At 66.5% G+C, this 20,507-nt stretch carries 17 protein-coding genes and 2 riboswitches; of the genes, 12 read left to right on the plus strand and 5 right to left on the minus strand.

Going from position 1 to position 20,507, the window contains the following annotated elements; genetic code table 11:
- Positions 1-69: 69 nt before the first annotated feature.
- Entirely contained in the window at positions 70-732 is a 663-nt protein-coding gene (locus ACFVWT_RS19500; protein ID WP_390250751.1) for a response regulator, read from the minus strand.
- A complete protein-coding gene (locus tag ACFVWT_RS19505; protein WP_390250754.1) occupies positions 725-2,500 on the minus strand; it encodes an ATP-binding protein in 1,776 nt (591 codons plus the stop codon). The genes ACFVWT_RS19500 and ACFVWT_RS19505 overlap by 8 nt, the downstream gene beginning before the upstream one ends.
- A gap of 191 nt (positions 2,501-2,691) precedes the next feature.
- Here ACFVWT_RS19505 and ACFVWT_RS19510 point away from each other — a divergent pair, with 191 nt between their 5' ends.
- The 4 genes from ACFVWT_RS19510 (at position 2,692) to gatB (ending at position 7,691) form a co-directional block, all read left to right on the plus strand.
- Positions 2,692-4,158, plus strand: a complete 1,467-nt coding sequence (locus ACFVWT_RS19510; RefSeq protein WP_390250756.1) for a CitMHS family transporter — start codon at positions 2,692-2,694, stop codon at positions 4,156-4,158.
- A 147-nt stretch (positions 4,159-4,305) separates the two neighbouring features.
- Complete coding sequence (gene gatC / locus ACFVWT_RS19515; protein WP_043479953.1) at positions 4,306-4,602, plus strand: Asp-tRNA(Asn)/Glu-tRNA(Gln) amidotransferase subunit GatC; 297 nt, start codon at positions 4,306-4,308, stop codon at positions 4,600-4,602.
- A 3-nt stretch (positions 4,603-4,605) separates the two neighbouring features.
- On the plus strand, positions 4,606-6,183 hold the full coding sequence (gene gatA / locus ACFVWT_RS19520) for an Asp-tRNA(Asn)/Glu-tRNA(Gln) amidotransferase subunit GatA (RefSeq protein WP_390250759.1): 1,578 nt from the start codon (positions 4,606-4,608) through the stop codon (positions 6,181-6,183).
- Positions 6,183-7,691 carry an Asp-tRNA(Asn)/Glu-tRNA(Gln) amidotransferase subunit GatB gene (gene gatB, locus ACFVWT_RS19525; protein WP_390250761.1) on the plus strand — a complete coding sequence of 503 codons (1,509 nt, stop codon included), beginning with the start codon at positions 6,183-6,185 and terminating at the stop codon, positions 7,689-7,691. The genes gatA and gatB overlap by 1 nt, the downstream gene beginning before the upstream one ends.
- 82 nt (positions 7,692-7,773) lie before the next feature.
- On the opposite strand, the gene ACFVWT_RS19530 is transcribed toward gatB, so the two are convergent.
- Positions 7,774-8,682, minus strand: a complete 909-nt coding sequence (locus ACFVWT_RS19530; protein ID WP_390250763.1) for a LysR family transcriptional regulator — start codon at positions 8,680-8,682, stop codon at positions 7,774-7,776.
- A 155-nt stretch (positions 8,683-8,837) separates the two neighbouring features.
- Here ACFVWT_RS19530 and tdh point away from each other — a divergent pair, with 155 nt between their 5' ends.
- Genes tdh through hutI form a run of 4 tightly spaced genes read left to right on the plus strand, consistent with a single transcriptional unit; the run spans position 8,838 to position 13,541 of the window.
- Positions 8,838-9,884, plus strand: coding sequence for an L-threonine 3-dehydrogenase (gene tdh / locus ACFVWT_RS19535; protein ID WP_390250765.1), 1,047 nt, complete (start codon positions 8,838-8,840; stop codon positions 9,882-9,884).
- A gap of 57 nt (positions 9,885-9,941) precedes the next feature.
- Positions 9,942-11,150 (plus strand): glycine C-acetyltransferase, encoded by a 1,209-nt coding sequence (locus ACFVWT_RS19540; RefSeq protein ID WP_390250767.1) that lies wholly within the window; start codon positions 9,942-9,944, stop codon positions 11,148-11,150.
- A gap of 40 nt (positions 11,151-11,190) precedes the next feature.
- Positions 11,191-12,318 (plus strand): NAD(P)/FAD-dependent oxidoreductase, encoded by a 1,128-nt coding sequence (locus tag ACFVWT_RS19545; RefSeq protein WP_390250769.1) that lies wholly within the window; start codon positions 11,191-11,193, stop codon positions 12,316-12,318.
- 11 nt (positions 12,319-12,329) lie between these two features.
- On the plus strand, positions 12,330-13,541 hold the full coding sequence (hutI, locus tag ACFVWT_RS19550) for an imidazolonepropionase (protein ID WP_390250771.1): 1,212 nt from the start codon (positions 12,330-12,332) through the stop codon (positions 13,539-13,541).
- Between the two features lie 10 nt (positions 13,542-13,551).
- Here hutI and ACFVWT_RS19555 read toward each other — a convergent pair whose 3' ends face one another.
- Positions 13,552-14,232, minus strand: coding sequence for a histidine phosphatase family protein (locus ACFVWT_RS19555; RefSeq protein WP_390250773.1), 681 nt, complete (start codon positions 14,230-14,232; stop codon positions 13,552-13,554).
- Positions 14,233-14,365: 133 nt separating this feature from the next.
- On the opposite strand from ACFVWT_RS19555, the gene ACFVWT_RS19560 reads away from it, so the two are divergent.
- Positions 14,366-15,133 carry a CPBP family intramembrane glutamic endopeptidase gene (locus ACFVWT_RS19560; protein ID WP_390250775.1) on the plus strand — a complete coding sequence of 256 codons (768 nt, stop codon included), beginning with the start codon at positions 14,366-14,368 and terminating at the stop codon, positions 15,131-15,133.
- 128 nt (positions 15,134-15,261) lie between these two features.
- Here the strand turns inward: ACFVWT_RS19560 and ACFVWT_RS19565 are convergent, their stop codons facing one another.
- Positions 15,262-15,900 (minus strand): VOC family protein, encoded by a 639-nt coding sequence (locus ACFVWT_RS19565; protein WP_028272557.1) that lies wholly within the window; start codon positions 15,898-15,900, stop codon positions 15,262-15,264.
- A gap of 160 nt (positions 15,901-16,060) precedes the next feature.
- Positions 16,061-16,175, plus strand: a riboswitch (SAM riboswitch).
- Between the two features lie 57 nt (positions 16,176-16,232).
- Between ACFVWT_RS19565 and ACFVWT_RS19570 the strand changes: the two genes are divergently transcribed.
- From ACFVWT_RS19570 to ACFVWT_RS19580, 3 genes are all read left to right on the plus strand, one after another.
- Complete coding sequence (locus tag ACFVWT_RS19570) at positions 16,233-17,549, plus strand: bifunctional o-acetylhomoserine/o-acetylserine sulfhydrylase (RefSeq protein ID WP_390250777.1); 1,317 nt, start codon at positions 16,233-16,235, stop codon at positions 17,547-17,549.
- Positions 17,550-17,639: 90 nt separating this feature from the next.
- Positions 17,640-17,755: riboswitch (SAM riboswitch) on the plus strand.
- A 12-nt stretch (positions 17,756-17,767) separates the two neighbouring features.
- Positions 17,768-18,952 carry a homoserine O-acetyltransferase gene (locus ACFVWT_RS19575; protein ID WP_390250780.1) on the plus strand — a complete coding sequence of 395 codons (1,185 nt, stop codon included), beginning with the start codon at positions 17,768-17,770 and terminating at the stop codon, positions 18,950-18,952.
- A gap of 170 nt (positions 18,953-19,122) precedes the next feature.
- On the plus strand, positions 19,123-20,505 hold the full coding sequence (locus tag ACFVWT_RS19580) for an MFS transporter (protein ID WP_390250783.1): 1,383 nt from the start codon (positions 19,123-19,125) through the stop codon (positions 20,503-20,505).
- The last annotated feature ends 2 nt before the right edge of the window (positions 20,506-20,507 follow it).

Here is a 20,507-nt window from a genome sequence, read left to right on the forward strand (position 1 = left end):
GGACACTTGAGGCCCCTGAATCCGCGGATTCAGGGGCCTCAAGTGTCCGTTCGCGCTTGCTTGTGGGGATTATTTCGCCGGGAGGCCGTAGCGGTGTTCCGGGCGGCCCGTGGTGCCGTAGCGGAGCTGGATGTCGACGGCGCCGTCGTCCGCCAGCGAGGACAGGTACCGCTGGGCGGTGGCCCGGGATACCCCTACCCGCCCGGCGACTTCGGCCGCCGAATACTGCTCCCCGGGCACCAATGATTCGAGCACGGCGGCCTCGGTAGCGGAGCGTGGCTTGGCTGAGGGAGTGACGTCGCCGGGAATCAGCGAACGTTTGGCCCGCTCCACCGTGTCCTGGTCCAGTGCACCCGGCTGGGCCAGGATCCGCCGGTACCGGGCATAGGAACGGAGCTGCTGCGACAGGGACTCCGCCGTGAAAGGCTTCAGCAGGTACCCCAGGGCGCCGCGACGAAAGGCCACCCGCAGTGACGCCGCGTCCGAGGCCGCGCTCAGGATCATCGTGTCCACGTCCAATTGGCCGAGCAGGTCGAGGCCCGACGCATCAGGGAGGTAGACATCCAGCAGCACCAGGTCCGGGCGCAGGCTGTGGATGGCCTGCAGCGCCAGCGAAGCCGAACCCGCGGGCGGCAGCGCCATGAAACCCGCCACCGAATCCACGTAGGCCGCGTGCAGCTTGGCGACGTGGAAATCGTCGTCCACAATCAGGACCCTTAAATCCTCAACCATCGGTGTCCTTCCCGACATCGTTGTCCTTTCCGATAAACCTGTCCTCCGTGAGGGACTTCTCCCGTCCGGGTGAGTCGGCGGTGGTGCGCGGCAGCGTCGCCATAAAGACGGCACCCGGTCCGCCGGGGGAGCCGGGCTCCAGCACCCTGACGTCTCCGCCGCGGCGCCGCGCAAGTTGCCGGGCCAGTGCCAGCCCCAGTCCCTGCCCGCCGCCTGCACGCGCCGGCCGTGCCGACGTCGTATACCCTTCGGCGAACACGGCGTCCGCCGCGGCTTCGTCCGCTCCGCCCGCCGCGGCTTCGACGGCCAGGCCGTCGCCGGAGTCCCCGACGACGATATGCAGCGTCCCGCCGTCGGCTCCCGGTTCGTCCAGCAGCTCCACCTCCACCCAGCGGTCCGTAGCGGAACCGGCGACGGCGGCGTTCACGGCGTTGTCGATCAGGTTCCCGAGCACCGTGGTGACGTCCTGCGGCTCTGTGACCTGGCCGCGGACCAGCGTTTCCGGGCCGATCCGAAGCGTCACGCCGCGTTCGTCCGCTTCCACGCCCTTGGCCCCCACGAACGCCTGCAGGTAAGGGTCCTGGAGGAGTTCGGCCTGGTCCACGGGGAACTTCAGCGGTCCCGTGGCAGCCAGCCGCGCCAGGTAGTCCCGGGCCTGCTGATGCTGCCCGATGCTCATGAAGCCGGCAATGGTGTGCAGCTGGTTGGCGAATTCGTGGCGTTGGGCCCGCAGCGCCGTGGACATGGTGCCCACGGCATCCAGCTGGCGGGTCAGGTGCTGGAGTTCGGTGCGGTCGCGGAGCATCACCACCCAGCCCAGGTCCTCCTGCCGGTGCAGCGCCTTGCGGGCACTGGCCACCAGCACCCGGGACCCTGCAATGACTTCGGCGGCGTCGGCCTCGGCGGCGTCCGGCAGGGTGAGGGCCTTCAGCTGCTCCGGGACGGGGGCCCGCTTCCACGGCGTGCCGGTGAGGTCCGGCTGGCCGAGGAGCCGCTGGGCGGCGGCATTGAAAACGCTGATCCTGCCGTCGGCCGAAACGCCGATCACGCCGTCGTCAACGCCCTGCAGAACCGCCACCTGGTCGTGGACCAGGGTGCTGATCTCCTCCGGCTCCAGGCCGAGCGTCAGCCGCTGCAGCCGGCGGCGCAGGAGGAAGGAGGCCAGGATTCCGGCCAGCAGCGACCCTGCCGCCGTGAGCGCAATCGGGGTGATGTCCCGGGCCAGGCTCTGGGCGACGCTCTCGGTGGAGTACCCCACGCTGACCTCGCCCACCACCGTGTCCGAATCCGGCGCGAAGACCGGTACCTTGGCACCCGCGGAGGGTCCCAGCGTTCCGGTGTTCCGGGTGGTCACCTCCTTGCCGGAGAGGGCTTCGGAGGGATCCGTGCTGACCTTTTCGCCGAGCCGGTCGGCGTCCGGGTGGGCCAGCCGCAGGCCCGTTTCATCCGTGACCACCACGAACAGTGCCCCCGTGCGGGTACGGGCACCCTCAGCCACCGCCATTAGCGGTCCGGCCAGCAGCACCGATGCCGGGGGAGTGCCCGCCTCGCGGCTGATGGCCTGGACCTCCCGGCGGACTGCGGGATCCGAGGCGACGGTTCGGGCCAGGGTGAGCGCCTGGTTCTCGGCTTCCCTCCCCAAGCGCTCGTACGTCAGCCAGGCATGCACGGCGCCGCTGAGCAGCACCACGAGCAAAACCACACCGACCTGGAGCAGCAGGGTCTGCGTGGAGAACCGCAGCGGCGGCCTCGGTGACGGACGCTTCATTGCCCTCCTGACGGGGATGCTGACGGGGATGGTGACGGGGTAGTGGCCTGCTGAGCTAAATGAGCAAAATGCTCCCAATAAGCAGTATGCCAATCAATTGAGCCAAAGGCACTGCCGTGACGCGGGCCACTCTAACGTCTGTAGTGCGCATCACACCGGAGTGGTGCCACTGACTGACAAAGGAGCCGGCCGTGCTGGTATTACTTGGATTCGCCATGATCGCGGTATTCATGGTGCTGATCATGACGAAGAAGTTGACGCCGGTGCTGGCGTTGATCATCGTCCCCACCGTCTTCGGGCTGTTCGCCGGGGCGGGACTGGGCATCGGGGACATGGTCATGGACTCCATGAAGTCCATGACGTCCACAGCAGCCCTGCTGATGTTCGCCATTATCTACTTCGGGCTGATGATCGACGTCGGGCTGTTCGACCCCCTGGTGCGGTTCATCCTCCGCAAGCTGGGAAACGATCCCGCCAAGGTGGTGCTCGGCACCGCCATCCTGGCCGCCGCAGTGTCCCTGGACGGTGACGGCTCCACCACCTTCATCCTCACCACCGCGGCCATGCTGCCCATCTACCTGCGCCTGAAGATGAGCCCGGTGGTCCTGACCTGCGTCGCGGGCCTCGCCAACGGCACCATGAACATCCTGCCGTGGGGCGGCCCCACCGCCCGCGCCGCCACCGCGCTGAAGATCGACGTCAACGACGTCTTCGTCCCCATGATCCCGTCGCTGATCGCCGGCCTCGTTGTGGTCTTCGCCTTCGCCTGGCTGCTGGGCCTGCAGGAACGCAACCGCCTCCGCGCCACCGCGCCGGAAATCTGGGGCGTGCCTGATACGGCAGAAGAGTTCGACGGCGGCACCAGCGGCGGCCGCACAGCCGGCGGTTCCGGTACCGGACGCAAGGGTACGGGCCCCACGGGAGCCGGCAGCCCCGCCGTCGGCGGTTCCGTTGCCGTGCTGGAACGCACCGAGGAACTCGTTGACGACCGGGATTCCGCCATGGCTGACACCGCCCTGGACCCCAACCGCAAGACCCTGCGTCCCAAGCTGTTCTGGTTCAACCTCGGCCTGACGGTTGCCGTCATGGTCACGCTCGTCGCCAACGTCATTCCGCTGCCGTTCGTCTTCATGGTGGGCTCGGCCATCGCCCTGCTGGTCAACTTCCCGAAGGTCAAGGACCAGGGCGCCCAGCTCATCGCCCACGCACCGTCCATCGTGGCCGTTGTCAGCATGGTCATGGCCGCGGCCGTCCTCACCGGCGTCCTGAAAGGCACCGGCATGGTCGAGGCCATGTCCGCCTGGCTCGTCCAGATCATCCCCGCCAGCATGGGCCCGTTCATGGCAGTGATCACCGGCGTCCTCAGCATCCCCATGACGTTCTTCATGAGCAACGACGCCTTCTACTTCGGCGTCCTCCCCGTCCTGAGCGAGACCGCCGCCCACTACGGCGTCAGCGGCGCCGAAATGGCACGGGCATCCATCACCGGCCAGCCGTTCCACCTGCAGAGCCCGCTGGTTCCGGCCATCCTGCTGCTCGTCTCGCTCGCCAAGGTGGACCTGGGCGACCACCACAAGAAGGTGCTGTGGCGCACCGCCGTCATCTCGCTCGTCATGCTGGGAGTCGGAATGCTGACGGGAGCCATCGGCATCGGCTAGGGTAAAGCTGCCTGCGGCTGTGGGCTGCTTGCAGCTGGCGCCGCAGGTCGGTGCTGCCCGTCTGACGCCCGCTGGGGGTCGTCAGGCGGGCACACTGTTGCAACGTAGACTATGGGGGAAACCAAAACTACATTGCAGGGGAGATCCATGGCTGCGATCAACCGCGACGACGTCGCGCATCTCGCGCGTCTCGCGCACATCGAGATGAGTGCTGAAGAGCTGGACCGGATGGCCGGCGAACTCGCCGTCATCGTCGAATCAGTGAAGTCCGTCAGTGAAGCCGCCGGTGATGATGTCCCGGCCACGTCCCACCCGATTCCGCTGACGAATGTGTTCCGCGAGGACGTTGTGGGCCACACCTTCACATCCGAGCAGTCCCTGAGCGGAGCCCCTGACGCATACGAAGGCCGCTTCAAGGTTCCGGCCATTCTGGATGAGGACTGATACATGACTGAGAACAACGTACTGATCCGCCTCTCCGCCGCCGCGCTCGCCCAGAAGCTTGCAGCGGGCGAGGTCACCTCCGTTGAGGTCACCCGGGCCTATCTGGACCGTATCGCTGCAGTCGACGGCGGCCCCCGCGGAGTGCACGCCTTCCTGCACGTCAACACCGAGGAGGCGCTCGCCGTCGCCGCAGAGGTGGACGCCATCCGCGCCGCCGGCGGCCCGGCTGCTGCGGAGCTCCACGAACTGGCCGGCGTCCCCATCGCCGTGAAGGACCTCATTGTCACCATCGGCCAGCCCACCACGGCCGGCTCCAAGATCCTCGAGGGCTGGCACAGCCCGTATGACGCCACGGTGGTCAAGCGCCTCCGCGACGCCAAGATGCCCATCCTGGGCAAAACCAACCTGGACGAATTCGCCATGGGCTCCTCCACGGAGCACTCCGCGTACGGTCCCACCCGCAACCCGTGGGACCTGGACCGGATCCCGGGCGGTTCCGGCGGCGGCTCGGCTGCTGCCGTCGCCGCGTTTGAAGCGCCCCTTGCCCTCGGCACGGACACCGGCGGATCCATCCGCCAGCCGGGCGCCGTTACCGGCACCGTGGGCGTCAAGCCCACCTACGGCAGCGTTTCCCGCTACGGCGCCATCGCGATGGCCTCCTCGCTGGACCAGATCGGCCCGGTCTCCCGCACCGTGCTGGACTCGGCCCTGCTGCACCAGGTCATTGGCGGCCACGATCCGCACGACTCCACGTCCCTCCCGGACCCGCTGGAAGACCTGGTTGCCGCCGCACGGACGGGCAACGTGGACGGCATGAAGATCGGCATCATCAAGGAACTCCACGGCGAGGGTTACCAGGCCGGCGTCGAGAACCGTTTCAACGAATCGCTCGAACTGCTCAAGCAGGCCGGCGCGGAAATCGTCGAGGTCTCCTGCCCCAACTTCAAGTACGCGCTGGGCGCGTACTACCTGATCATGCCCTCGGAGGCCTCCTCCAACCTGGCCAAGTTCGACGGCGTCCGGTACGGCCTGCGCGTCCTGCCCAAGGATGCCCCGCTCACCATCGAACGCGTCATGGGCGCCACCCGCGCCGCAGGCTTCGGCGACGAAGTGAAGCGCCGCATCATCCTGGGCACCTACGCGCTCAGCGCCGGCTACTACGACGCCTACTACGGCTCCGCCCAGAAGGTCCGCACCCTGATCCAGCGCGACTTCGAGGCCGCGTTCGCCCAGGCCGACGTGCTGATCTCCCCGACGGCGCCCACCACGGCCTTTAAGCTCGGCGAGAAGCTGAACGACCCCCTGGCCATGTACCTCAACGACGTCGCCACCATCCCGGCCAACATGGCCGGCGTCCCGGGCCTGTCCCTGCCGGGCGGCCTGGCGGATGAGGACGGCTTGCCGGTCGGCATCCAGCTCCTCGCCCCGGCGCGCCAGGATGCGCGCCTGTACCGCGTGGGTGCCGTGCTCGAATCGCTGCTCGAGGCACAGTGGGGCGGTCCGCTGCTGGACAAGGCCCCGGAATTGGCCACCTCGGTGGTCGAGCCCGCCGAGACCCTCGAAACCCAGGAGGCAAAATAATGAGCACCGACGCAACCCTGAGCTTCGAAGAGGCCATGGAGAAGTACGATCCCGTCCTGGGCTTCGAGGTCCACGTGGAGCTCAACACCAAGACCAAGATGTTCTCCTCCGCCCCGAACGTCTTCGGCGACGAGCCGAACACGAACGTCAACGAGGTGGACCTGGGCATGCCCGGCGTGCTCCCCGTGGTGAACAAGACGGCCATTGAGTCGTCCATCAAGATCGGCCTGGCGCTCAACTGCAAGATCGCCGAGACCTGCCGCTTCGCCCGGAAGAACTACTTCTACCCGGACACCCCGAAGAACTTCCAGACCTCCCAATACGACGAACCCATCGCGTACGACGGCTACCTGGACATCGAGCTCTCCGACGGCACCGTGTTCCGCGTCGAAATCGAACGCGCCCACATGGAAGAGGACGCCGGCAAGCTGACACACATGGGCGGGGCCGCGGGCCGCATCCAGGGCGCCGACTACTCGCTGGTTGACTACAACCGTTCCGGTGTTCCGCTGGTCGAGATCGTCACCAAGCCGATCCAGGGCGCTGGCAGCCGCGCGCCGGAACTGGCCAAGGCCTACGTCGCCGCGGTCCGTGAAATCGTGAAGAACCTCGGCGTTTCGGACGCGAAGATGGAACGCGGCAACGTCCGCTGCGACGCGAACGTCTCGTTGCGTCCCCACGGCCGCGAACGCTTCGGCATCCGTTCCGAGACGAAGAACGTGAACTCGCTGCGCGCCGTCGAACACGCCGTCCGCTACGAAATCCAGCGGCACGCCGCCGTCCTGGACTCCGGCGAGCCGGTCATCCAGGAAACGCGCCACTGGCACGAGGACACCCGCTCGACGACGTCGGGCCGGGCCAAGTCCGACGCCGATGATTACCGCTACTTCCCGGAGCCGGACCTCGTGCCGATCGTCGCTTCCCGCGAATGGGTGGAGGAACTGCGCGCCACCCTGCCCGAGCCGCCGGCCGAACGCCGCAAGCGCCTCCAGGCCGACTGGGGCTATTCGGACCTGGAATTCCGCGACGTGGTCAACGCCGGCGTCATGGACGAGATCGAGGAAACCATCGCCGCCGGCGCCACGGCAACCGTGGCCCGCAAGTGGTGGATGGGCGAGATCGTGGGCCGCGCCAAGAACGCCGACGTGGACCCCGGCCAGCTGGGCGTCAAGCCCGAAACCATCGTGGAACTGAACAAGATGGTGGAAGCCGGCAAGATCAACAACAAGATGGCCGCTGAAGTGCTCGACGGCGTGCTCGCCGGCGAAGGCACTCCGGAGGAGATCGTGGAGAAGCGCGGCCTGGCCGTGGTTTCCGACGACGGGCCCCTGCTCGAAGCCATCGACGCGGCCCTCGCCGCGCAGCCCGGCGTCGCAGACAAGATCCGCGGCGGCAAGCTCCAGGCCATCGGCGCCATCGTGGGTGCGGTCATGAAGGCCACCCGCGGCCAGGCCGACGCCGGCCGGGTCAAGGAGCTTATCCTGGAGCGCCTCGGCGTCGAAGGCTAAGTCACCCGATTTAACCCAACTGGGTCGCAGTTAACGTCGTTATGAGCGCTCATAACGACATCTACTGCGACCCAGTTGGGCTTTAAGGGGAGACGAGCCCGGCCATGATGTCCTCGAGGGCCTCGCAGACCATCATCACGGAGGTCCGCTTAAGGTTTTCCGGCCGGGCCAGGATGTCGATCCGGCGCCGGGTGCTGATGCCCCGCAGCGGCCGGAGCACGATCTCCGGGTTCAGCACGGGCCGGGCGGTGTGCCGCGGCAGCAGCCCGATGACACTGCCCGTGGCCACGAGTCCCGCCACGGTGGAATAGTCGTTGATCCGGTGGACAATGTTCAGCTCGCGGCTGGACACCGCCGCGACGGCGGACAGCACGTCCGCGGGGGAGTAGCCGGTGTGGCTGGTCACCCACGGTTCGCCGACGACGTCGTGCGCCGTCAGGGTTTCCTTGCCCGCCAGCCGGTGTCCGGCGGATAACGCCACATCCAGCGGCTCGTGCGCGAGCGGGATGACGGCCACCCGCTCCTCCGGCCACCGCGGGCTGTGGTCCATCCGGTGCGCCAGCACCAGGTCATACCGGGCAGTCAGTGCGGGGAAGTCCTGCTGGGCAACATCCTCGTCGGACAGCAGCACCCTGGGTTTGTCCGGTGAGTCCAGCAGCCGGGCCAGAGGCGCAAAGAGTGCCTGGCCGGCGCTGTGAAAACCGCTCACCGTCACCGGTGCCACCGTGGAGCCGTGGTACGCGCCGATCGCCATCCGCGCATCCGCCATCGCGCTCACGACGGCGGCACCGGCGTCCGCCAGTGCCTGGCCGGCCTCGGTGAGCACCAGGTTCCGGCCTTCCTTCCGCGTCAGCGGGACGTCCACGCTGCGCTGCAAAGCCGCCAGTTGCTGGGAGACGGCGGAGGGGGTGACCAGGAGCGTTTCGGCCACCGCTTTGACGCTGCCGAGGGCGCCGAGTTCCCGGAGCATTTCGAGCTGATGGATTTCCATTCCCCGAGTCTATTGCTTAGATTTTTCTAAATCGTCGATTGAGAAGAATTCGGTTGTGCTAATGCTTCTTTGTGGTTCTAATGAAGGGAGCCAACCCCGCCGCACCTCTGCGGGGCGCCGCATTCCTGAGAGTAAAACCAAGAGTAAGGAAGCCAATGAAGGCTCTGTACAAGGCCGGCGCACACGCCGGGTTTGAGCTGGTGGACCGGCCGGAGCCGGAAACCGGCCCCGGCGACGTGAAGATCCGCGTGATGACCACCGGGATCTGCGGCACGGACCTTCATATCCAGTCCTGGGATGCCTGGGCCCAGGGCATGATCGAGGCTCCGCTGATCGCCGGCCACGAGTTCTACGGCGAAGTGGTGGAAACCGGCGAGGACGTCCGCGACGTCAAAGTGGGCGACCGGGTCTCCGGCGAAGGCCACATTGTCTGCGGCATCTGCCGCAACTGCCGTGCCGGCCGCCGCCAGATGTGCATTCACACCGTGAGCGTCGGAGTCCAGCGTGACGGCGCATTCGCCGAATTCGTGGTGATCCCCGAGACGAACGTCTGGGTCCACCAGGATCCCTCGGTCACGCCCGAACTTGGCGCCATCTTCGATCCCTTCGGCAACGCAGTCCACACCGCCCTGAGTTTCCCGCTCGTGGGCGAGGACGTGCTGATCACCGGGGCCGGTCCGATCGGGCTGATGGCCATTGCCGTGGCCCGCCACGCCGGCGCCCGGAAGATCGCCATCACCGACGTCTCCGCGCCGCGCCTGGAACTGGCCCGCCAGCTCGGCGTGGACCTTGCCATCGACGTCTCGAAGATGCGCGTCAAGGATGCCCAGCGCGAACTGGGCATGCGCGAAGGGTTCGACATCGGCATGGAAATGTCCGGGCATCCCACCGCCCTTCCGGAGATGATCGACAACATGAACCACGGCGGCCGGATCGCGATGCTGGGCCTGCCGAGCCAGTCCATCGACATCGACTGGGGAAAGGTGGTCACGCATATGCTGACCATGAAGGGCATCTACGGCCGCGAGATGTTCGAGACCTGGTACGCCATGAGCGCCATGCTGTCCTCCAACCCGGTGCTGCACACCAACATCTCGGCGGTGGTCACGGACACCCTGCCCGCCACGGACTGGGAGAAGGGCTTCGACGTTGCCCGCGCCGGTGTGGGCGGCAAAGTTGTCCTGGACTGGACCGTCTTCTAGACCTTGCAATACTTTCCGGCACCGATTAACGATTCACCCAGCTGAGGAGCACACCCCATGTATTCAGCCATCAAGGACCAGCTGCAGAACGAGCTGGACGAGATCCGCACGGCAGGCCTGTTCAAAACGGAACGCCACATCGACTCACCCCAGGCCAGCCACATCACGGCAGGCCGGATCGGCGAGGCAGGCGCCGACGTGCTGAACTTCTGCGCCAACAACTACCTGGGCCTGGCGGACCACCCGGACATCATTGCCGCCGCGAAGTCCGCCATGGACGAGCGGGGCTTCGGCATGGCCAGCGTGCGCTTCATCTGCGGAACCCAGGACCTGCACCTGGCACTGGAGGCGCGCGTCTCCAAGTTCCTGGGCACCGAGGACACCATCCTGTTCTCCAGCTGCTTCGACGCCAACGGCGGCGTGTTTGAGTCCCTCTTCGGGCCCGAAGACGCCGTCATCTCCGACGCCCTGAACCACGCGTCCATCATTGACGGCATCAGGCTCTGCAAGGCCCGGCGGTTCCGCTACGCCAACCGCGACATGGCGGACCTCGAAGCGAAACTGATCGAGGCCACTACGCAGGAGAACCCGGCCCGCCGCAAGATCATCGTGACGGACGGCGTCTTCTCCATGGACGGCTACCTCGCGCCGCTCGAAGCCATCTGCAACCTGGCCGAAAAGTACGATGCCCTGGTGATGGTGGACGATTCACACGCCGTGGGCTTCATGGGCGCCACCGGCGCGGGAACCCCCGAGCACGCCGGGGTGGGCCACCGCGTGGACATCTACACCGGCACGTTCGGCAAGGCACTGGGCGGCGCCTCCGGCGGCTACGTCTCCGGCCGGCGCGAGGTCATCGCCATGCTCCGGCAGAAGGCCCGCCCTTACCTGTTCTCCAACTCGCTGGCACCGGCCATCGTCGCAGCGACGCTGAAGGCCCTGGATCTCGTGGAGAGCTCCGCCGAACTGCGCTCCAAGCTCTTTGCCAACGCCGAATTGTTCCGCAACCGGATGGCGGAAGAAGGGTTCGACCTGCTGGACGGCGAGCACGCGATCGTGCCGGTGATGTTCGGGGACGCCGTGATGGCGGCAAAGGTGGCAGACCGGATGCTCCGGCACGGAGTGTTCGTCACTGCCTTCAGCTACCCCGTGGTGCCCAAGGGGGCCGCCCGGATCCGTGTCCAGCTCTCAGCCGCGCACAGTGCCGAGGACGTCGAAGCCTGCGTCCGGGCGTTCGTGGACAGCCGCGACGCGGTAGGAGCCTAAGGTACTGACGTGACGTCCTGCCGGGTGCAAGGATGGAGTCATGTCAGCAAATTACGATGTGGTGATTGTGGGCGGCGGCATTGCCGGGCTGTCCCTCGCCTCTGCCCTTGCCGCTAAATGCAGCGTTGCGCTCGTCGAGGCCGAACAGTCCCTGGCCTACCACACCTCGGCCCGCTCGGCCCGGCAACTGATTCCCAGCTACGGCCCCGTGGTGGTGCAGGAGCTGACGCTCCGCACGCTCGGGCTGATTGCGGCCCGGGACGCGGAGCTTCCGGAGCCTGTCCTTTCGCCGCGCAGCTTCATGCTGATCGGCGACGAAGAGACCGTCCGGGAAGAAGCCAGCGGGCACATGCACCGGATTTCCCATGCCGAAGCACTGGAGCTGTGCCCGGTGCTGGAGCCAGGGTTCTTCACCGCGGCCGGACTGGATACCGGTTCGTTCGCCTGCAACGCCCCCGTGCTGCTGGAAGACCACCGGCGCCGTGCCGAGGCGGGCGGGGTGGACATCATCACCGGAGCCAAGGTCCATTCCGCCCAGCGGCTGGGGTCCGGCTGGGAGCTCGGGGCCGGCCAGGAAGCGTTCCAGGCCGGGATCGTGGTCAATGCTGCCGGGGCCTGGGCCGATGAACTGGCCGTGATCAGCGGCGTGGAGAAGCTCGGCCTCCAGCCGTACCGGCGCACGGCGGCGATTGTCGACGTCGAACGTCCCCTCCCGGATTCCTGCCCCATGGTGGCGGCAGCGGACGAATCGTTCTACTTCCGCAAGGAAGGACGGGACGTGCTGATTTCGCCGTCGGAATCCGTGCCGAGCGGGCCTGAGGACGCGAAGCCCTACCCGGGCGATGTCGAGGCGCTGGTGGCGCGGCTCAACGCGGTGACCACCATGGGCATCAGGAACGTCAAGTCCGCGTGGACCGGCCTGCGCACCGAAGCTGCCGACGGCGTCCCGGTGGTGGGGTTCGACGCCGAAGCCACCGGATTCTTCTGGCTCGCCGGACAGGGCGGTTACGGTTTCCAGACCTCGTCCGGCATTGCTGAGCTCGCAGCCGACCTCATCCTGGCAGGGCCGTCGGCGGGGCAGGGCGCCCGGGACGAGGACGCCGGGCTCAGTCCGGCATCCCGGACAGCGGTTGCGCTGGCCGCAACCCGCTGGTCCATCCGGCACTGAAGAATGGACCCATGAGCACCCTGATCACCAACATTGCCGAGCTGATGACCCAGGACGCGGAGCACCGCGTCCTCAAGGACGCCGCCGTGGTGATCGAGGGGGAGCGGATTTCGTGGATCGGGCCGTCGTCGGCCGCGCCGGCCGCTGACGATGCCGTAGACGCGGGAGGCCGGGCGCTGCTGCCGGGCTGGGTGGACTCGCACACCCACCTGATCTTTGCCGGTGACAGGACTGCGGAGTTCGAGGCCCGGATGGCCGGCGAGAGTTACAGCGCCGGCGGCATCGCCGTGACCACTGGCGCCACCCGCGGGACAAGCGACTTCGACCTCACCAGGCTGGCCCTGGGCCGCGTGGCCGAAGCCGTCTCGCAGGGCACCACGTACTTGGAAACCAAGACCGGCTACGGCCTGGACGTGGAGAACGAAACGCGCAGCGCGCGCATCGCGTCGACTGTGGCTGACGAAGTCACCTACCTGGGCGCCCATCTGGTCCCCGCCGGGAACGACCCCGACGAATACACCGACCTGGTGTGCGGGCCCATGCTGGCGGCCGTCCTGCCCTATGTCGGCTGGGCGGACGTGTTCTGCGAGCAGGGGGCGTTCACCGAGGAACAGTCGCGCCGAGTGCTGCAGGCCTGCAAGGATGCGGGCCTTGGCCTGCGCGTGCACGGCAACCAGTTGGGAGAGGGGCCCGGGGTGCGGTTGGCGGTTGAATTCGGGGCCGCCAGCGTGGACCACGTGAACTACCTGTCCCGCGCCGACGTCCACGACCTCGCGGACAGCTGGTCCGGCTGGGAATCGGCGGCCGGCGCCGGAACGCGGGGGACTGTCGCCACGTGCCTGCCGGCCTGCGACCTCTCCACCCGCCAGCCGCTGGCACCGGGACGGGAACTGCTCGACGCCGGTGTGCAGCTCGCCCTGGCCTCGAACTGCAACCCCGGTACCTCCTACACCAGCTCGATGGCCTTCTGCGTCACCACGGCCGTGCTCCAGATGCGGCTCAGCGTCCACGAGGCCGTCCGGGCCGCCACGTACGGGGGCGCGCTGGCGCTGCACCGCGACGAGGGGAACGACGCCGACGGCGAACGCGCGGTCGGTTCGATCGCCGTCGGGCACCGCGCGGACCTCCACCTGCTCAACGCCCCCTCCGCCACCCACCTTGCCTACCGGCCGGGCATCCCGCTGACCCACGCCGTCTGGCGGGCCGGCGTGCGGGCGCGTTGAAACGCGGCCGCTAGAAGATCATGGGCGGAGCGTCCAGGACTGTCTCGTCCACGCGGCGGTCCTCCCACTGGCTGAACGGCTTGTCCAGTTCGTACTTGCCTTCATCCGTGCGCACCAGGGTCCGCACTTCGGCGTTGTCCGGGTTGTTGAGGGATTCGAAATACTCCACGGACCAGTGGAACCAGCGCATGCAGAACAGCCTCATGGTGAGCCCGTGCGTCACGAAGAGGGCGTTCGGGGCGTAGCTGGGCTTGGACCAGTGCCGGTGCAGTGTTTCCATGAAGGAGGAGATCCGGTCGTAGACATCGGATCCGGATTCACCCTCCCTGAACCGGTAGAAGAAGTGGCCGTAGGCGTTCCGGAGTTCTTTTTGGTCCTCGATGTCCCCGGCGATCTGGAAGTTCGCCCAGTCCTGTTCACGAAGCCTGGGTTCCTCGATAATCCGCTCTACAAGCGGTCCCAGATTGAGCGCTTCGAGAGTCTGGTAGGCCCGGAGGTACGGCGAGACGTAGACACACACCTGCCGGCCGTCCAGTTCCCGGCGGATCTCCTCGCCTGCGGCCCGGGCCTGTGCAAGGCCGAGTTCGGTCAGTGGTATCCGGTAATCGGGCACCCGGTTATAAATGGAGGTGTCGGCATTGGCGGCTGACTGGCCGTGCCGGATCATGATGATTTTTCCGGGCGCACTCATAAATTCCAAGCATAGGCCCCGGGCAGCGCGGCCACGTGGATGTGTTGCCCCCGCGACCAGCCGGAAGCGGCGGCCCCGACCAGCCGGAAGCGGCGGACAGGAAAGAACCAGAAAGGGAAGGCAAGATAGGAACATGCTGGTTCCCTCCCGCCGTCGTCTGCGGTTAGAAGTCTGGATTGTCCTCGGTCTGTCGCTAGGGCAGTCGGCCGTGTATTCGGTGGTGCAGTTGCTGGACAAGCTGACGCGGGCACCTCTTGCGGAGGGGACCTCCACCCTTAACCGCTCCCAGAGCAGCCGCGAATATTTCGACCTGACCTACCAGCTGCTGGATATTGTTTTCGCCCTGGTGCCGGTGGTGCTGGTCATCTATTTCCTCACCGAGCACCGGAAGTCGGGGGAGTCCGGCGCTTCGGCCTTCCGCAAACTCGGCTTCACCTTCGCCCGCCCGGGGAAGGACCTGCTGCAGGGGCTGGGCCTGGCAGCGCTGATCGGCATCCCTTCCCTGGGGCTCTATGCGGCCGGACGGGCGCTGGGCATCACCACGGCCATCATCCCCAGCGCGCTGGACGCCTATTGGTGGACCATCCCGGTGCTGATTCTCTCCGCCGTACGGCACGGGATCGTGGAGGAAGTCATCGTGGTGGGGTACCTGCTGGACAGGCTCGGGAAGTTCGGCTGGAGCATGCCGCTGGCCATCTTCGCCAGCTCCATGCTCCGCGGCAGCTACCACCTCTACCAGGGCTTCGGCCCGTTCATCGGCAACGCCGTGATGGGTGTTGTTTTCGCCTGGGTGTACACGAAGACCCGCCGCGTGATGCCCCTGGTGATCGCCCATGCGCTGCTGGACGTTGTGGCGTTCGTCGGCTTCAGCCTGTTCGGCAAGGCCATCGGGCTGGGCTAGCCGGCAACCTCTTAAAAGGATTCGGCCGCTATCGGTGGGTGACGTCGTTGGCACCCGCTGATAGCGGCCGAAGTTTGTCAGGGCAGCGCGCTGCCCGTGGCCCGGAGGGCCACACGGTGGAACAGGGGTTAGATGGTTACCGCGCCGGAGGCGGTTTCGAACGTGACGGAGAGGATTCCCGGCGTCCCCTTCGGGGCGACCCATTCAACAGCCACATCCTCCAAGGGCTTCTCGACCGGTTGACCGAGCCATTCCGTGACGCGCTCGGCCGAACCGGCGATGGTGAGGCTGGACATCTTAACGTTGCTCGGGTAGGCGTTGGACGGGTGAAGCTCCGGGTCGCCTTCCCACTTGAGCATGTACGGCACCTGCGGGTCTGCGATAAGGCCCAGGATGCCGATCTGCTTCCAGACAAGTTCGCGGCCGTCCGGGAACTTGCGGTTGCCGTTAACGGCCGAGCGGCCGAGGCGTTCTTCGAACGGTGCCAGGTCGTCCACTTCGACGCACCAGCCCATCCAGCCGCCGCCCGCTGCGGAGCGTGCCCGGACAGCCTGCCCGAACGGAGCTTTGTCGGATGCCGGGTGGTCCAGGACCTCCACGACCTCCAGGTATTTGTGCCCGGCCAGCGGGATAATCATGTTGCGGGTGCCAAAACGGGGGTGTACCCCGCCCTTCACGGCTTCGACGCCGAGGGCGGTTGCAATACGTTCGGTGGTGGCAGCCAAGCCATCTTGTTCACAGGCGTAAGAGACGTGATCCATGCGCATGCCCTCATCTTGGCACTTTGTGATGGAGCTCTCAGCTAAGGGTGTCCTTACCAAGATGGGACGTTATGGCGGACGGCCCCAAAGCCCACGAAATACCGCAGCCGACGTCCTTCGTCATAAACCTATTCAGACGGTTTGCTCCGCTCCTACACTGGGTCCAGGTCATGAGCGCCAGCATTGAGCCCCGGCTTGCTGGCCGGCAACCCTCGTTCCGCGGTGGGGTGCCCCGGGTGAGGACCTGGCCTCCGGCAACCGCCGGACGGCAAGCGCGGCACCAGACCCGGCCCGGCACGTGCGCCGGCCCCGGTGCCCTTCCCTAGAAGGAGCCTCCAATGTCCAATGCCTGGTCTTTCGAAACACGCCAGATCCACGCCGGCCAGGAGCCGGACAGCGCCACCGGCGCCAGGGCCCTCCCCATTTACCAGACGACGTCCTTCGTGTTCCCCAGTGCCGAAAGCGCCGCCAACCGTTTCGCGCTGGCCGAGCTGGCGCCCATCTATACCCGCATCGGCAATCCAACCCAGGACGCGGTGGAGCAGCGCGTGGCCAGCCTTGAAGGCGGGCTGGCGGCGCTGCTGCTCAGTTCGGGACAGGCCGCCGAGACATTCGCCATCCTCAACGTCGCCGAAGCCGGCGACCACGTGGTGGCCAGCCCCAGCCTCTACGGGGGCACGTACAACCTGCTGGCCCACACCCTGAAGAAGTTCGGCATCTCGGTGACGTTTGTGGAGGACCCGGACAACCTCCAGCAGTGGAAGGACGCCGTCCGGCCCAACACCAAGCTCTTCTTCGCCGAGGTGGTGTCCAATCCGCGCCAGGACGTCCTGGATATTGAAGGCGTTTCCGGCGCCGCCCACGAGGCAGGCGTCCCGCTGATCGTGGACAACACTCTGTCGACGCCGTACCTCATCCGGCCGCTGGAGTGGGGCGCCGACATTGTGGTCCACTCGGCAACGAAGTACCTTGGCGGCCACGGCAGCGCGATCGCCGGTGTAATCGTGGACTCCGGCAACTTTGATTTCGGCAAGGACCCGGAGAAGTTCCCGGGGTTCAACACCCCTGACCCCACCTACAACGGGCTTGTCTACGCCAGGGACCTCGGCGCCGGGGGCGCCCTGGGCGCGAATCTTTCCTACATCCTCAAGGCCCGCGTCCAGCTGCTGCGTGACCTCGGCTCCGCGGTGTCCCCGTTCAACGCCTTCCTTATCGCCCAGGGCCTGGAAACCCTGAGCCTGCGCGTCGAGCGCCACGTTGCCAACGCCGTGGGCGTCGCCGAATGGCTGGAGGCCAGGGACGACGTCGAATCCGTTGCCTACGCGGGCCTGCCGTCCAGCCCCTGGTACGAGCGCGGCCGCAAGTACGGACCCAAGGGCACCGGTGCGATCGTTTCCTTCAACATCGCCGGCGGGGCCGAGGCCGGCAAGCGTTTCGTGGATGCGCTGGAACTGCACTCGCACGTGGCAAACATCGGTGACGTGCGCTCGCTGGTCATCCACCCGGCGTCCACCACGCACAGCCAGCTGACAGCGGAACAACAGGCGGTGGCAGGGGTCACTCCGGGGCTGGTCCGTCTTTCGGTGGGGCTGGAGCACATCGACGACATCATCGCCGACCTCGACGCCGGGTTCCGCGCCGCCAAGGGCGACTGACGCGTATGACTCCCGGCGCCTCGACGCCGGGAGTCATATTGCTGTCACATTCTTCGCCATTGCGGGGACGCATTTCGTAGACTCTTTACAGGTCATGAGTGCCAGCGACAGCCCCGGCTTGCTGGCCGGCAACCCTCCTTCCGCGGCGGGGTGCCCCGGGTGAAGACCTGGCCTGCCGGCCAGTTGGCGGCAGGCAAGCGCGAAGAAGAGGTCTTCAGATGACGATTGCCGTCACCCGCAGCGGTGTACCCGAAACAACCAGCCCCAGCCTGTCATCCAGTGACGTGAAAACCACCGCAGACAAAACCGCAGGCGCTGTCCCCGACGGAACCGTCAAGTTCCAGGGCATCGGCGGGCTCGATCTTGAAGCCGGCGGGCATCTGCCGGACGTCACGCTCGCCTACGAGACCTGGGGCACGCTGAACGCGGACCGTTCCAACGCCGTTCTGGTGCAGCATGCCCTGACGGGCAGCACGCACGTTACCAGGGGAGCCAGCGACGAAGAAGGCTGGTGGGAGCAGCTTGCCGGCCCCGGCGCCCCGGTTGATACGGACAAGTACTTCGTCGTGTCCATCAACATCCTGGGCGGTTGCTACGGCTCCACCGGTCCTTCCACTCCCGCCCCGGACGGCAGGCCGTGGGGTTCGCGCTTCCCACTGGTGACCCTGCGGGACACCACGGCGGCCGAGGCCCGGCTGGCGGATGCCCTGGGCATCGACAGCTGGTACGCCGTCCTGGGCGGATCCCTGGGCGGAGCCCGCGCCTTGGAATGGGCCGTGAGCTACCCGGACCGGGTTCGGCGATGCGCCGTCATTTCCATCGGCGCCAGCAGCACGGCCGAGCAGATCGCTTTTGCCCAGGCGCAGACCCTCGCCATCCGCCAGGACGTGAATTTCAACGACGGTGATTACTACGGCGGCCCGGAACCTGAGGCCGGCCTGGCCCTGGCACGCAGGATTGCGCACATCACCTACCGTTCTGCAGACGAGCTGGAGGCCCGGTTCGGCCGGAGCGCCCAGGGCGGCGAAGCCCCGCTCCAGGCAGTGTCGCTGGGGGACCGCGGCCGTTACCAGGTGGAGAGCTACCTGGACCACCAGGGCACCAAGCTGGTCCGCCGCTTCGATGCCAACAGCTACATCGCCATCACGGAAGCGCTCATGAGTCACGACGTGGGCCGGGGACGCGGTCCGCTCAAGGAGGCACTGGCACGGGCCACGGCTGAGTTCTTTATTGCCGCCGTCAATACGGACCGGCTCTATTTTCCGGCGCAGTCCCACGAACTCGCGGCTGCACTCCCGGGCGATGTCCCGGTGCATGTCATCGAGGCGCCCATCGGCCACGACGGTTTCCTGACCGAAATCGGGCAGCTTAGCGCTCAGCTGCGGCAGAACTTTTTCGCTTAGCCCGTCGGCTCGATGTGCATTTCTGCAGAGCTGTTCTGCAGAAAATGGCGTTGAGCCTGCGGCAATGTGAGTCCATACTCTAGGGGATCGGCGCGTTGGTGGTGCACATCACACGCGGCCGTAACGGAATGGTCCACATGGTGTCGACGGAGACGCCGAAGGAGTTCACAATGAGCACGCAAAACTCCGCCGCAAGGCGCGCAGATGAGACTGACGTCAAAGCCTCAGGGCTAAAGAAAGTGGTTACGGCCTCCATGGCCGGGACCGTTGTTGAGTGGTATGAGTTCTTCCTCTACGCTTCAGCGGCCACCCTGGTTTTTGGCAAGACATTTTTCCCTAACTCAGGCACCGAACTGGACGGCATCATTGCCGCCTTCCTCACCTATGCGGTTGGCTTCGTTGCCCGCCCCATCGGCGGTATCGTCTTCGGTCATTTCGGTGACAAGTTCGGCCGGAAGCAACTGCTCCAGCTCAGCATCATCCTGGTGGGCGTCTCCACGTTCCTGATGGGCTGCCTGCCCACCTTCCAGCAGATCGGCTACTGGGCTCCGGCCCTGCTGGTGTTCCTGCGGTTCGCCCAGGGCTTTGCCGTCGGCGGTGAGTGGGGCGGCGCTGTGCTCCTCGTAGCGGAGCACAGCCCCAGCAAATCACGCGGCTTCTGGGCCAGCTGGCCGCAGTCCGCCGTTCCCCTCGGCAACCTCCTGGCCACGGCAGTGCTGTTCACACTGTCGTCCACGCTGTCTTCCGCCGACTTCCTCGGCTGGGGCTGGCGGGTGGCGTTCTGGCTCTCCGCTGTGATCGTGCTGGTTGGCTACTACATCAGGACCAAAGTCACCGACGCCCCCATCTTCCTGGAAGCCCAGAAGGAAGTCACCGTCGAGAAGAAGGGCTACGGCGTCGGAGAAGTGTTCCGCCGCTATCCGCGCGGCGTCTTCACCGCCATGGGCCTGCGCTTCGCTGAGAACATCCTCTACTACCTGGTGGTCACGTTCTCCATCACCTACCTGAAGGTGGTGGTCCAGACGGACACCTCCCGGATCCTGCTGCTGCTGCTCGTGGCGCACGTGGTCCACTTCTCAGTGGTGCCAATGGTCGGCAAGCTTTCCGACGCCTTCGGCCGCAAGCCCGTGTATATGGCGGGGGCGATCCTCGGCGGTACCTGGGGCTTCTTCGCCTTCCCGATGATGGACACCAAGAACGATCTGGTCATCCTCGCAGCCATCACCATCGGCCTGCTGTTCCACGCGCTGATGTACGCCGGCCAGCCTGCAATTATGGCCGAGATGTTCCCGACCCGGATGCGCTACTCCGGCGTCTCGCTTGGCTACCAGGTCACCTCGATCGTGGCGGGTTCGATGGCCCCGATCATTGCCACCGCCCTGCTGAGCCAGTTCAAGTCCTCCACCCCGGTGGCCGTCTACCTCCTCGGCGCCTGCCTGGTGACGATGGTGGCCGTGTACTTCCTCAAGGAAACCCGCGGGATCTCGCTGCATGATGTCGACGCCGCGGACGCCCAGGGCACGGCGGACCTCCTTGCCGCCAGCAAGAAGTAGGG

Source organism: Arthrobacter sp. NPDC058288, assembly GCF_042880995.1.
Classification (GTDB): Bacteria; Actinomycetota; Actinomycetes; order Actinomycetales; family Micrococcaceae; genus Arthrobacter.

Excerpts from the sequence above, each read along its gene's own strand:
- ACFVWT_RS19500 (WP_390250751.1), bottom strand. The coding sequence starts at position 732 with ATGGTTGAGGATTTAAGGGTCCTGATTGTGGACGACGATTTCCACGTC.
- ACFVWT_RS19505 (WP_390250754.1), bottom strand. The coding sequence starts at position 2,500 with ATGAAGCGTCCGTCACCGAGGCCGCCGCTGCGGTTCTCCACGCAGACC.
- gatC (WP_043479953.1), top strand. The coding sequence starts at position 4,306 with ATGGCTGCGATCAACCGCGACGACGTCGCGCATCTCGCGCGTCTCGCG.
- gatA (WP_390250759.1), top strand. The coding sequence starts at position 4,606 with ATGACTGAGAACAACGTACTGATCCGCCTCTCCGCCGCCGCGCTCGCC.
- gatB (WP_390250761.1), top strand. The coding sequence starts at position 6,183 with ATGAGCACCGACGCAACCCTGAGCTTCGAAGAGGCCATGGAGAAGTAC.
- ACFVWT_RS19530 (WP_390250763.1), bottom strand. The coding sequence starts at position 8,682 with ATGGAAATCCATCAGCTCGAAATGCTCCGGGAACTCGGCGCCCTCGGC.
- tdh (WP_390250765.1), top strand. The coding sequence starts at position 8,838 with ATGAAGGCTCTGTACAAGGCCGGCGCACACGCCGGGTTTGAGCTGGTG.
- ACFVWT_RS19540 (WP_390250767.1), top strand. The coding sequence starts at position 9,942 with ATGTATTCAGCCATCAAGGACCAGCTGCAGAACGAGCTGGACGAGATC.
- ACFVWT_RS19545 (WP_390250769.1), top strand. The coding sequence starts at position 11,191 with ATGTCAGCAAATTACGATGTGGTGATTGTGGGCGGCGGCATTGCCGGG.
- hutI (WP_390250771.1), top strand. The coding sequence starts at position 12,330 with ATGAGCACCCTGATCACCAACATTGCCGAGCTGATGACCCAGGACGCG.
- ACFVWT_RS19555 (WP_390250773.1), bottom strand. The coding sequence starts at position 14,232 with ATGAGTGCGCCCGGAAAAATCATCATGATCCGGCACGGCCAGTCAGCC.
- ACFVWT_RS19560 (WP_390250775.1), top strand. The coding sequence starts at position 14,366 with ATGCTGGTTCCCTCCCGCCGTCGTCTGCGGTTAGAAGTCTGGATTGTC.
- ACFVWT_RS19565 (WP_028272557.1), bottom strand. The coding sequence starts at position 15,900 with ATGCGCATGGATCACGTCTCTTACGCCTGTGAACAAGATGGCTTGGCT.
- ACFVWT_RS19570 (WP_390250777.1), top strand. The coding sequence starts at position 16,233 with ATGTCCAATGCCTGGTCTTTCGAAACACGCCAGATCCACGCCGGCCAG.
- ACFVWT_RS19575 (WP_390250780.1), top strand. The coding sequence starts at position 17,768 with ATGACGATTGCCGTCACCCGCAGCGGTGTACCCGAAACAACCAGCCCC.
- ACFVWT_RS19580 (WP_390250783.1), top strand. The coding sequence starts at position 19,123 with ATGAGCACGCAAAACTCCGCCGCAAGGCGCGCAGATGAGACTGACGTC.